This window comes from Hymenobacter tenuis, assembly GCF_054780495.1.
In genome coordinates, this window is record NZ_BAAGWF010000003.1 from 398,359 (window position 1) to 407,779 (window position 9,421).

Annotated in this window: 11 protein-coding genes; 4 read left to right on the forward strand and 7 right to left on the reverse strand. The window is 56.2% G+C overall.

Annotation, left to right across the window (positions count from 1 at the left end; genetic code table 11):
- Positions 1–17 precede the first annotated feature (17 nt).
- The gene (locus ACYVGU_RS13175) at positions 18–734 is read right to left on the reverse strand and encodes a LytR/AlgR family response regulator transcription factor (RefSeq protein ID WP_460622458.1); all 717 of its coding nucleotides are present in this window, start codon (positions 732–734) and stop codon (positions 18–20) included.
- Between the two features lie 336 nt (positions 735–1,070).
- Between ACYVGU_RS13175 and ACYVGU_RS13180 the strand changes: the two genes are divergently transcribed.
- Positions 1,071–1,478 carry a hypothetical protein gene (locus tag ACYVGU_RS13180; RefSeq protein ID WP_460622459.1) on the forward strand — a complete coding sequence of 136 codons (408 nt, stop codon included), beginning with the start codon at positions 1,071–1,073 and terminating at the stop codon, positions 1,476–1,478.
- A 112-nt stretch (positions 1,479–1,590) separates the two neighbouring features.
- Here the strand turns inward: ACYVGU_RS13180 and ACYVGU_RS13185 are convergent, their stop codons facing one another.
- The gene (locus ACYVGU_RS13185) at positions 1,591–2,262 is read right to left on the reverse strand and encodes a porin family protein (protein ID WP_460622460.1); all 672 of its coding nucleotides are present in this window, start codon (positions 2,260–2,262) and stop codon (positions 1,591–1,593) included.
- Positions 2,263–2,371: 109 nt separating this feature from the next.
- Between ACYVGU_RS13185 and gldB the strand changes: the two genes are divergently transcribed.
- Entirely contained in the window at positions 2,372–3,385 is a 1,014-nt protein-coding gene (gene gldB / locus ACYVGU_RS13190) for a gliding motility lipoprotein GldB (RefSeq protein WP_460615116.1), read from the forward strand.
- A gap of 97 nt (positions 3,386–3,482) precedes the next feature.
- Complete coding sequence (locus ACYVGU_RS13195; protein ID WP_460622461.1) at positions 3,483–4,682, forward strand: glycosyltransferase family 4 protein; 1,200 nt, start codon at positions 3,483–3,485, stop codon at positions 4,680–4,682.
- Between the two features lie 38 nt (positions 4,683–4,720).
- Here ACYVGU_RS13195 and nth read toward each other — a convergent pair whose 3' ends face one another.
- The 5 genes from nth to ACYVGU_RS13220 all read right to left on the reverse strand — a co-directional run bounded on the left by nth (position 4,721) and on the right by ACYVGU_RS13220 (position 7,795).
- Positions 4,721–5,437, reverse strand: a complete 717-nt coding sequence (gene nth / locus ACYVGU_RS13200) for an endonuclease III domain-containing protein (protein WP_460622462.1) — start codon at positions 5,435–5,437, stop codon at positions 4,721–4,723.
- A gap of 132 nt (positions 5,438–5,569) precedes the next feature.
- Positions 5,570–5,803, reverse strand: coding sequence for an anti-sigma factor (locus tag ACYVGU_RS13205; protein ID WP_460615119.1), 234 nt, complete (start codon positions 5,801–5,803; stop codon positions 5,570–5,572).
- Positions 5,742–6,377, reverse strand: a complete 636-nt coding sequence (locus ACYVGU_RS13210; protein ID WP_460615120.1) for an RNA polymerase sigma factor — start codon at positions 6,375–6,377, stop codon at positions 5,742–5,744. Before ACYVGU_RS13210 ends, ACYVGU_RS13205 begins: the two co-directional genes overlap by 62 nt.
- A 307-nt stretch (positions 6,378–6,684) precedes the next feature.
- A complete protein-coding gene (locus tag ACYVGU_RS13215; RefSeq protein WP_460622463.1) occupies positions 6,685–7,275 on the reverse strand; it encodes a DUF6799 domain-containing protein in 591 nt (196 codons plus the stop codon).
- A gap of 91 nt (positions 7,276–7,366) precedes the next feature.
- On the reverse strand, positions 7,367–7,795 hold the full coding sequence (locus tag ACYVGU_RS13220) for a hypothetical protein (RefSeq protein ID WP_460622464.1): 429 nt from the start codon (positions 7,793–7,795) through the stop codon (positions 7,367–7,369).
- A 282-nt stretch (positions 7,796–8,077) separates the two neighbouring features.
- On the opposite strand from ACYVGU_RS13220, the gene ACYVGU_RS13225 reads away from it, so the two are divergent.
- Positions 8,078–9,382: an MFS transporter gene (locus tag ACYVGU_RS13225; protein WP_460622465.1), complete on the forward strand. Its 1,305-nt coding sequence runs from the start codon at positions 8,078–8,080 to the stop codon at positions 9,380–9,382.
- The last annotated feature ends 39 nt before the right edge of the window (positions 9,383–9,421 follow it).

The window sequence follows — 9,421 nt, forward strand, 5'->3', positions numbered from 1 at the left end:
ACTAGCCTCCGCCGTGGCTACAAGCCAGGCAAGCTGCGATAGAACGCCTCCTGATACGATTTCCCGACGGGCACCTCGTAGCTGCCCAGCACCAGCATGTTTTCCTCAATGCTGTCAATACGCTGCGTGTTCACGATGTAGCTGCGGTGCACCCGCACGAAATGCGCAAACGGCAGGCGCTCGACGAGGGCTTTGAGCGTGAGGTACACAATGTGCTTCTGCGTTTTAGTAACCAGAATGGAATAGGTGGAAAGCGCCTCGATGAACAGCACCTCATCAAAGTTGAGGCGGAGCATGCGCGAGCCAACCTTCACGAATAGCTCCGGGCTAAGGGGCTCCGGTTCCAACACCGTTACATTCTCTGACGAACGTCGTTCCAGAACCCGATGAACAGCTTGGGTGAACCGGGGAAATTCAACTGGCTTTACTAGGTAGTCATCAACGCGCAACTGGAAGGCATCCACGGCGAAGTCGCGGTGCGTGGTTACCATAATCACGGCCGGTTGCGGGTCGGGCAGCAGGCGCGCCAGCTCCAGCCCCGAAAGATGAGGCATCTCAATATCAAGAAGCAGCACGTCGGCCTTCCCACCCTGCCTGAAATACTGTAGCGCTTCTAGGCTGCCCGGCAAGGAGGCTACTAGCTCTAGCTCAGGTGTAAGCTCCACCATGTGTTCTAGGGTGAGCCGGTTGATTTCGTTGTCATCGACAATAACGCAGGCAATAGGTGCGGGCATACGAGCAAGGGGAGGTGTGGAGGCAATGCTGCTTTCTTCCTGCCTGAAACAGGACCTGGAGGCTGGAATCGGATATAAACCTAGCTACCACAGGAAATAAGCTCAACATTTATTAGATGAACAGGGGCCGGCTGTAGATAAACTCTACGGAAACAAAGGTGAGGACCTACGAAGTATGCTTCATAGTAGATTGAATGACTGAGAAAGAATTTCTAGGCCTCTGCTCAGGATACGGCGGTGTTCAGATAATAAACCAGTGACAAGCCCAACGGTACACTAGGTTTGATTCGTCTTCAAAGCCAACCTGGTTTAACCCACTGTCACACACCTGCGCTCATGAAAAAGTTGATGTTTCTGCTCCTCGTTTCGTTTCTGGCTGTTACCAGCGCGCTGGCCCATCCGTACCAGCGAAATGCGCATCGTCGGCCGGCCAAAGCGGTAAGCATTCCGGCTCAGTACGTGCAGCCACTCAACGACCGCGCCCTGCAGCTGACGTGCTTTTTCACCGATGTGCTGCGCCTTACGCGCAAACAGGCCAGCGAAGTTCGGCGCGTTACGCTACTGGAGTTGGTGCAGCAAAACAACCTAGTAGCGGCCGGCCCCATGCCCGTAGCAAAGCAATACGAGCTGGCCATGATGCGCATCCTGACGCCCGGCCAGTACAGCGCTTTCCATTGGCTGGAGGAGCGGCAGCCGGTAGCCAACCTGCTGATCAGTGATGTAAGAGAGCTGGTGAAACACTAGGTCCCAAAGCCAGCCGAACCGCCGTTTCTGCCCCACGGATATCATATACAAGCAAAACCGCCCGTGTGCTAAGTGCACACGGGCGGTTTTGCGTCTTACTAGGGCTAGTAATTTAGAACTTGATGCCCAGATCAAGCGCGAACTCACTGTTTTTCAGTTCTACATCTTTGAAGCCACGCTCATCCTCGAAATAGTTATCAATGTTGAGCAGGCCACGGTGGTAGCTCAGGCCGGCCAGCACTTTGGTGCTTTGGCCTAGCTGGTATTCCACACCAAAGCCCGCGCGCAGACCCACATCCGGAATAATAACGTGCTTAAGGGCTTTGGTTTCTTCGGACGTAGCGGGGTCGATGTAGCGCTTGTTGCCATTTATCCGGCCCGTGATGGCGCCGTTAAGCGAGCCACCCAGCTGGAAATACAGTTTGGTGTCGGTGGCAACGTCGTTGGTGAACAGCTTCACCGTAATCGGAATCTGGAGGTACTGCAGCCCGATTTTCATATTCCTGCGCTGACCCAGGTCCGTGTCGAAGTAGCTGACGGTGCCGCCCTTGCCGGCTAGCTCCAGGCCAGTGCTGAAGGCATAGTTCTGTCCGAAAAAGTAGTCGACCACCAGGCCGCCGCTAATGCCAAGCTTCGCCTTCTCGTTCTGGAAACCATAATCAGAAGGAGAGTCGGCGCGCAGGTGCGTGATAGACGGAGATACTTTCAGGCCGATTTCAACCTGGGCCGAGGCCGCGCCGATGGTGGCACCGCTGATCAAAAGGGCAAGCAGAGCTTTTTTCATGGCAATTGCGGAATTACGGTGAATAGAAACACGAAGCTACGGCGGTGCGCCGTTTCGTTTTGGCTAATTTCGCCTCAAAGATAAAAGCGTGATGCACATTACTGCCCGTATGCGTACCCTGGTAGCGGCCTTATTGGTTGTTGGAGCCGGGCTGACTGCCTGTAACAAGGGCCAACAGACCTGTGAAATAGATCCGGCCATAGCAAAAGTAGAAGCGCCCGTAACGGTAGAGCGGCTCGAAAAGCCTTTCTTCCAGATAAAGACCGCCGCCGATGCCGAGCGCTTTATGCGGGAACACGGCTTGTTTGCCCGGCAGTTTCTGCAAAGCGGCCAGTACCCGCCCAGCGTGCTGGGAGCAACACTGGCGCGCCTGGCCACCAACGCGGGCCTGCAGAAGCTGGGCGCTCAGGCCGACACCACCTTCCGGACCGAGCAGCTACAGCAGCAGCTGAAACCCATGTTTCAGCACATTCGCTACTACTTCCCTGAGTTTAAAGTGCCGCCGGTAAAAACGTTTGTGAGCGGCCTAAGTCAGGATTTGTTTGTGAACGACAGCCTGTTGGTTATCAGCACCGACTTTTTTGTGGGCCCTAAAGCCGCCTACCGGCCCAACGTGCCCGGCTACATTCTGCGGCGCTACACCAAGGACCACGCCGTGCCCACGGCCGCGCTAGCCATCAGCAGCAAGTACAACCAAAAGCAGCTCACCAACCAAACCATGTTGGGCGAGATGATTCAGTTCGGCAAGTCGTTGTACTTTGCCGAAAAGGTGCTGCCCTGCACCCCCGACTCGTTGCTGATCGGCTACACGGATAAGGAAATGGCCGGTGTCGTGTTCAATGAAGGTAAAATCTGGGCGCATTTCCTGGAGAAGAACCTGCTCTACAACACGGCCCCGTTTACCATTCAGAAGTACATTGGCGAGCGGCCGAATATTCCGGAAATCGATAAAACCTGCCCCGGCAGGGTAGGGGCGTGGGTAGGCTGGCAGATTGTGCGCAAGTACATGGCCGATCATCCGAATGTCACGCTCAAGCAGCTCATGGCCGAGAAAAACCTGCAGCGCATCCTCAACGACTCGCACTACCGCCCCAAGAAAAACCGCGGCCGCCTCGGAGACTAGCCCGTTTTACTAGGCCTGCGCCAGGCGCAAACCCCTGAAGTGCCCGGGCACTAGGGCCATTTTGCTCCCCAACCGGCTCCCGATCAGGTAATTTCCTATGCACATTGCCGTCTTCAGCCAGTACCACACCAACCCCGACTGCCCGGCAACCAGTCGGCACTACTCGTTGCTGGCCCAGATTGCGCAACACCACCGCGTAACGCTTATTACCACCCGCACGTGGGAGCCGCAACGCCTGACGCAGGAGTTTCCGTGGCTGCCAGCTGGCGTGGAAATGCGCGCCGCCGCGGTGCGGTATGAAAACAAGATGGGGGTAGCGCGCCGGGTGCTTTCCTTTGGGCAGTATGCGGCCTATGCCCTGCGCGAAGGATTACGGATTGACAAGCCTGACGTTATTTGGGGCATCAGTACGCCGCTCACGGCGGCGTGGGCTGCTGCCCAAGTGGCGCGGCTGCGGCAGGTGCCCTGGGTGTTTGAGGTGCAGGATTTGTGGCCTTCTTTCCCAATTGCTATGGGGGCCGTGCCTAGTAAACTGGCGCAACACGGGCTCTACGCTCTCGAGAAAAGCCTGTATCAGTCGGCCCGCTACATCTTGCCCCTTTCGCCTGATATGACGGCGTATGTGCGGCAACTGGGGATTGCAGAACACAAGCTGACAACCGTCCTGAACGGTACCGACCTCGACCTGGCCGCCCGCGCTACCAACGAGGCTGTGGCGGCCTTGCGGCAGGAACAAGGGCTAGTAGGGCGCCGCGTGGTGCTGTATGCGGGTACGTTCGGGCGGGCCAACGACATCCCGACGCTAGTAGCCGCCGCAGAGCAGCTAGCATCCCGCTTAGCTGATGTAACCTGGCTGTTTATGGGCCTTGGCTATGATGAGCCTTTGCTGCGCGAAGCAGCCGCGCGCTGCCCCGCAATCCGGGTGGTGGCGCCGCAACCGCGCCACGCCGTGTTCACGTGGTTTAAGCTGGCTGATGTGTCCGTCGTGTCGTTTCTGGGCCTACCGGTACTCGATGCCAATTCGCCGGCCAAGTTTTACGATAGTCTGGCCGTGGGCACGCCCGTGGTCGTCACGAATAACGGTTGGACTAGAAAATTGGTGGAGCAGTATGGATGCGGCTGGTATTCGCCCGCTGGTGAGGCCGAGGCACTAAGCAATTGCTTAGCAGAAGTGCTTCAATACCCTGAGCAACTACTGGCCGCCGGTGAAGCTGGTCGGCAGGTAGCAGCCACTGAGTTCGACCGAAAAAAGATTGGCGCCACCATTCAGCTGGCTCTGGAATCCGCTGTGCACTAATCCCTTTTATTTATAAACCTGTTTAAACTACTTATATACTAAGTTGTGCCTAGCAGGGGGTTATTTGGATCAGAAGGGCGCTTTTTGGGTTTGCTAGCTGCATTTTCCTGCTTCATGACCACATCAGCGTAGTACTTGCACCAGCTTTTCAAGGGGCAGATTTCGCACTTAGGCTGGCGCGCCACACAGATGTAGCGGCCGTGCAGAATAAGCCAGTGGTGCGCCTTCGGAATAAGATGTTCCGGCGTGTAGCGCACTAGCTCCTTTTCCACAGCCAAAGGCGTAGTAGCCGTTCGGGGCACCAGGCCCAAACGGTGCGAAACCCGGAATACATGCGTATCCACAGCCATGGCAGGCTGGTTATATATCACCGAAACCACCACATTAGCCGTTTTGCGGCCTACGCCCGGCAGGCGCTGTAGCTCCTCAATGGTACTAGGTACTTCCCCACCAAAATCCTGCACCAGCATGCGGCCCAAGCCGGCTAGGTGCTTGGCCTTGTTGTTAGGGTAAGATACGCTACGGATAAAGGGGAAAATCTCCTCCACGGAGGCGGCGGCTAGCTGCTCGGGGGTAGGAAACTGTTGTAGCAGTGCCGGCATTACCTGGTTTACGCGCTTATCAGTGCACTGGGCACTGAGCACTACGGCCACAATTAGTTCATAGGGGTTGGAATATACCAGCTCCGTTTCCGGCTCCGGAAAGTGTGTGGTGAAGTAATCAAGGAAGAGGCGAAAACGCTCGGGCTTGCGCATAGAGTAGCAATCTGAAGGGGGAGGGCTGCCGCCTCAGCAAAAGGAGGACGCCTCAACCGGTGCAAAAACAAAGCGCCGCAAAGTTACCAGATGGGTACCTCTGCGGCGCTTCGCCAAACGAAATATGTGTTCCTAATTACCCGCTGGCAGAAAGGTGCGCGAGTACTGCAAAATAGCATCGGTAGCCTGCTTGCTAGGCGTGCTCCTGACGGTATTGAGCGCACGCTGAGCTAGTAGCAGATCGGCGCAGGTAGCAGCCAGGTCAGCATCATGGGCCAGAACCTGCTCAATCTCCTGCTGTTCTTTAGCCGGCAATTCGTTGTACACGTACCGGAGCAGCTTCTCGTGGGTAAAGGTTTTGATCATAGAAAACGGGTTGTGCGGCCATTTTTTTCCGCAGGTTAATCAGCGCGTAGCGCATGCGCCCCAACGCTGTATTAATGCTGACCCCCGTTGCATCGGCTATTTCCTGAAAGCTCATGTCGCCGTAGTGGCGCATGATCAGGACTTCTTTCTGCGCCGCGGGCAGCTCCTGAATCAGTTCTCGGAGCTGCGCATGAGTTTCCTCACGGGTAAGCGCAGCCTCGGCCCCCTCTTCTGCCAACGACAACGAATTGAAGGCATGACTTGTTGTGTCAAGATTCAATAAAGGACTACGTTTTTCACGCCGGAAGCAGTCAATGGCCAAATTGTGGGCAATACGGCAAATCCAGGACGAAAATTTCCCCTCCTCATTGTAGCGGCCACCCTTCATGGTGTGAATGGCCTTGATGAAAGTATCCTGCAGCAGGTCTTCGGCCACGTCTTCGTCGCGCACAATGAGCATGATGGTGGTGAAGACACGGGCCTTATGCCGCTCAAGCAATTGAGCAAAGGCTTCTTCCTGGCCGGCAATGTATAGCGATATAAGAGCGGAATCGCTCGGCTGCATGGTTTCCATAAAGACTACGGTGTTAGGGGACGTAGAGCTTTAGGCCATAGAGTGCTGTTGCCGGTGAAAACTAGGAGAATGAAGAAAAAATGAAGTACTCGCTTAAACCAAATGTAGACAACCGGCACGCGAATCACAATGCCTCAGTTGCACGAATGCCAAAATTTTTTTGAAACCATAGTATCGTACATACCCAATACCTAATACTATGTTGTTGTGTTTCTTGCAGAAATACCGTTTAAAAGCAAAAAAGCCTACTATCATCTGGTTTATGAAATGATAGCAGGCTTTCGGAAGATATAAGCAAAAATCGTGCTTAAGGAGCGAGTTGCTGGCTAAGCTCTTTGATTTGCTGCTCGGTTACGGTACTAGGGGCTGATGTAGAGGCCGCCGTGGTGCGCTCAGCTAGCAGATTGGAAAGCTGCCGGAGCTGCTCGAGGCGCTGGGCGGTGCGCTGCAATTCCGTATTCAAGGCCGCCATGTTAACGGCCGCCGGAATTTCAACTACGGTAGGCTTGGCGCCGGTGGTTTGCTCATCGTAGCGCTCAATGGCCTGAGGCGACATCATATCGTCGCGGTAAATAACCACGTCGCCCTGCATGTTTACGGCTTTACCATTGCCTAGCAGCTGGCGGGTACCGCTTTTGCTGATCAGAATGCCATCGGGCCGGAGTGTGAGCCCGTTGCTAAAGCGCATGGGCGCCGACAGGGGCGAGGCTTGCCCGGCCTGCAGCCGAAATACCTTGCCGTTGCGACGGAAGGCACCGTCTTTCAGGGGAACAATTTTAGCAGCCGGGGCAGCAGCAGCTGGGGTTGGAGTAGTTTGGGCTAAGGCCGAAATGGCTGTAGCGCTCAACAAAATGCCCGCTAAGGCAAATGCGCGCGCACAGGAGACAACGTATGACATAGGAAGTAGGCAGAGAAAAAAGTAGGTGCTTAGGAAACGTTGCTACGTACGTAGAGAGGTGGCCTCTAGGATACAAACCTGCTGGCAACTTCTACGCACTATCATGATGCTGGCGGCCGTTCAGCCAACGCAAGGCTGGTTCTTCGGCGGCAAACAGCCGAACGTGGGCGGTTTCATCCAGTACCATGGGCGAGCCGGTTTCCTGCTCTTCCGGGCCTAGCTGGCTGGCGGCTACCACAAAGGCCAAGTAAGCGCGGCCCCCAAGCTGCGCCGAAAGCGTCGGGACAAACTCAGTGAGAACCCAATGGGTGTCGTCTTCGCTGGCTGGGCCGCGGCCGCGCAGATCAAGCAGCCAGTAGCGGGTGCGAGTGGGCAAAGCGGCCGATAAGGCTGCCTGATAGCTGTGAGTTAGCTCCGCCGCCGTAACCGGGCGAAGCCAGCGCCCCGTTAGCACTCCTAGCTCGTCGCGGTGCCGGAACTCAACATAATCAGGCGCACTATTGGAGGCAGATGAAGGCATAGGCGAGTAGGCAAAGGCAAAAAGGAGGGATGTGCTCAGCTAACAGGTATTGGCTGTACGAAATAGCTGCTATGCAAGGTGCCTAGTTATGTACGAGCATCCTATAGCCGCGGCTTTCTCAAGCAGGGTTTCGGGGGCAGACCCGCAACGTTAAACTATTAGCTGCATTGGGCGTTGGGCTTACACATAGGAGCCCGCGAAAGTACGGTTGTTGAGCTTTAGGGCCCGCCGGCCTCCGCTACCTTTGTGCTGCCTGCTCTTTTTCTTTCCGTATTCTGTTCCATGTCCGCTTCCGCTGCTTCCCCTCGCCACGACCCCTACGCCGCTCTCCGGATTCCCGACTTCCGCCGCCTGATTTCAGCGCGGGCCTGCATGGTTATGGCCACCCAAATTCAGGGCGTCGTGGTCAGCTGGCAGATGTTCAAGCTCACCAATGACCCGTTGGCACTGGGCCTGATCGGGCTGGCCGAGGCCATTCCCAGCATTGTGGTGTCGCTGTACGCCGGGCACGTTGCCGACTCAGTGCGGCGCAAAAACATTGTGGTGGCAGCCGTTTCGGTTTTGATGCTGTGTTCGGTGTCGTTGTGGCTGCTTTCCCGGCCAGCCGGTCTGACGCTGCTGCAGAAGGACGCGTACTATACGTTGCCGCTGTATGCAGTCATCTTTGTAAGTGGTATTGCTCGTGGTTTTCTGGGGCCGGCGTTGTTTTCGTTTATGCCGCAGCTGCTGCCCGACCGGGAAAAGCTATCCAATGCCATAACCTGGAACAGCACTACCTGGCAGGCCTCATCGGTAATTGGGCCGGCAATTGGTGGCTTGATTGTGGGCCTGGCCGGTAAAAACCAAGTTGATGCCGGTATCTCTACGGCCTATGCCGTAGATGCCGTGCTAATGCTGGTGGCGCTGGGCATATTCATCAGCATAGCCGGCCGGCCGCTTCCGGAGCGGCAAGGCGACAAGCTCGGTCTTAAGGAAAGCCTGCTGAGCGGCGTGCAGTTTATCTTCGGCAACCAGCTAGTGCTGGCGGCGTTGTCCTTGGATTTGTTTGCCGTGCTATTTGGGGGTGCTGTAGCCCTGCTGCCCATCTTCGCCGATAAAATTCTGAAGGTTGGGCCCGAAGGACTGGGCTACCTGCGGGCCGCACCCGCCGTGGGCTCCGTCCTGATGGCCATTGGCCTGACGTATTTCCCTATCCGCCGGCAGGCGGGCCGCAAGCTGCTGTGGGCCGTAGCGGGGTTTGGTTTGGCTACTATCGGGTTTGCGCTATCCACTAGCTTCTGGCTGTCGCTAGGCCTGCTGTTCCTGACGGGTGTGTTTGATTCCGTGTCGGTTATTGTGCGCTCCACGCTACTGCACACCTTCACGCCCGAACATATGAAAGGCCGCGTTTCGGCCGTAAACAACATCTTTATAGGCTCCTCCAACGAAATCGGCTCCTTCGAGTCGGGGGCGGCGGCCAAGTTGTTGGGAGTGGTTAACTCAGTCGTGTTTGGCGGCGCCATGACCCTAGTAGTTGTCGGCGTAACCTCGTGGCGAGCCAACAAACTGCGCCACCTCGACCTGACGCCGAAGCCTCAGACGGCTTAGCTTTTCTGATACCCTAGTACAGGAGTCGGCCCCAACGAA

What these genes read in the sequence shown, in the direction of transcription:
- ACYVGU_RS13220 (WP_460622464.1), bottom strand. Translation starts at nt 7,795, where the DNA reads ATGCCTTCATCTGCCTCCAATAGTGCGCCTGATTATGTTGAGTTCCGG.
- gldB (WP_460615116.1), top strand. Translation starts at nt 2,372, where the DNA reads ATGCGTACCCTGGTAGCGGCCTTATTGGTTGTTGGAGCCGGGCTGACT.
- ACYVGU_RS13210 (WP_460615120.1), bottom strand. Translation starts at nt 6,377, where the DNA reads ATGGAAACCATGCAGCCGAGCGATTCCGCTCTTATATCGCTATACATT.
- ACYVGU_RS13185 (WP_460622460.1), bottom strand. Translation starts at nt 2,262, where the DNA reads ATGAAAAAAGCTCTGCTTGCCCTTTTGATCAGCGGTGCCACCATCGGC.
- ACYVGU_RS13175 (WP_460622458.1), bottom strand. Translation starts at nt 734, where the DNA reads ATGCCCGCACCTATTGCCTGCGTTATTGTCGATGACAACGAAATCAAC.
- ACYVGU_RS13225 (WP_460622465.1), top strand. Translation starts at nt 8,078, where the DNA reads ATGTCCGCTTCCGCTGCTTCCCCTCGCCACGACCCCTACGCCGCTCTC.
- nth (WP_460622462.1), bottom strand. Translation starts at nt 5,437, where the DNA reads ATGCGCAAGCCCGAGCGTTTTCGCCTCTTCCTTGATTACTTCACCACA.
- ACYVGU_RS13195 (WP_460622461.1), top strand. Translation starts at nt 3,483, where the DNA reads ATGCACATTGCCGTCTTCAGCCAGTACCACACCAACCCCGACTGCCCG.
- ACYVGU_RS13215 (WP_460622463.1), bottom strand. Translation starts at nt 7,275, where the DNA reads ATGTCATACGTTGTCTCCTGTGCGCGCGCATTTGCCTTAGCGGGCATT.
- ACYVGU_RS13205 (WP_460615119.1), bottom strand. Translation starts at nt 5,803, where the DNA reads ATGATCAAAACCTTTACCCACGAGAAGCTGCTCCGGTACGTGTACAAC.
- ACYVGU_RS13180 (WP_460622459.1), top strand. Translation starts at nt 1,071, where the DNA reads ATGAAAAAGTTGATGTTTCTGCTCCTCGTTTCGTTTCTGGCTGTTACC.